The organism is Aminobacter sp. P4_H6_2 (genome assembly GCF_056400805.1).
This window is the reverse complement of sequence record NZ_JBFUKO010001031.1, coordinates 1-1,080: the sequence shown is the minus strand read 5'-3', so window position 1 is coordinate 1,080 and position 1,080 is coordinate 1. Positions and strand designations below refer to the sequence as shown.

At 65.5% G+C, this 1,080-nt stretch carries 2 protein-coding genes; both read left to right on the top strand.

Annotated features, from left to right (window positions below):
• Positions 1 to 358 (top strand): glycerol-3-phosphate dehydrogenase C-terminal domain-containing protein (locus AC1DUU_RS32695; protein ID WP_476787431.1); only part of this gene is annotated, 358 nt, incomplete at its 5' end.
• The coding region (locus tag AC1DUU_RS32690; RefSeq protein WP_476787430.1) for a class I fructose-bisphosphate aldolase at positions 349 to 1,080 on the top strand (732 nt) is incomplete at its 3' end. The genes AC1DUU_RS32695 and AC1DUU_RS32690, both read left to right, overlap by 10 nt.

Genomic DNA, 1,080 nt, shown 5'->3' with positions numbered 1-1,080 from the left:
AGTCCTGCTTGAGCGCTATGGCACTTCGGCGGTGGATTTCGCAGCCGACCTCGCCTCCGACCCGATGCTGGCAGGATCGGATTACTCCGCTGGCGAGATCCGCCAGATCGTCGAGCGCGAGCAGGTCGAATGCCTGGCCGACATCTTCCTGCGCCGGACCACCGTCGCCATTTCGGGCGGGCTCAGCCTTGCCCTCATCGACGCCGTGCTTGGCGTCCTGGCCGACCACAAGGGCTGGAGCGCAGCGCAGGCCTCAGCCGAGCGCACCGCGTTCCTCGCCTTGCTCGCCCACCAGCACGGCATCGCCATTTCAGACCTCTCCCAGACGAACGACAAAAGGAGCGCCCTATGCGCGTGAACCACAAAGTCCGCATGAACCGGCTCTTCTCAGGCGGCCGCTGCCTCGACGTCGCCATCGATCATGGCGTCTGCAACGAGCCGAGCTTCCTCAACGGGCTCGAGGACATGGCCGGCGTCGTCGCCCAACTTGTCAAGGCCGGTCCCGACGCCATCCAGATGAACTACGGCCAGGCCGACCTGCTGCAGGCGGTGGCGGGCAAGGACAAGCCTGCACTCGTCATGCGCATCGACATGGGCAATCCCTACAACAAGATCCGCCACCGGGCGATGTGGGCGGTGTTGCAGAACGAGGCCGAGCCGCTGCTCGGCGCCATCGAGATGGATGCGGCCTGCGTCGTGGTCAATCTGTTCATGCTGCCCGACGAGCCAGACCTGTTTCGCCAATGCATCCAGAACATCGCCCGTGTCCGCGCCGACTGCGAGAAATACGGCCTGCCGCTGATGATCGAGCCGCTGGCGATGCTGCCGGTCGACCAGAGCGGCGGCTATATGGTCGATGGCGACGCCGAAAAGATCGTGACGCTGACCCGGCTCGCCCGCGAGATGGGTGCCGACATCATCAAGGCCGACCCGACCAACGATCCCAACGATTTCCACCGTGTCGTCGAGGCGGCGCGCTGCCCGGTGCTTGTGCGTGGCGGCGGCAAGGAGGACCTGCGCGCCGTGTTCGACAAGTCCGCGGCCTTGATGGCGCAAGGCGCGATGGGGATGGTCTATGGA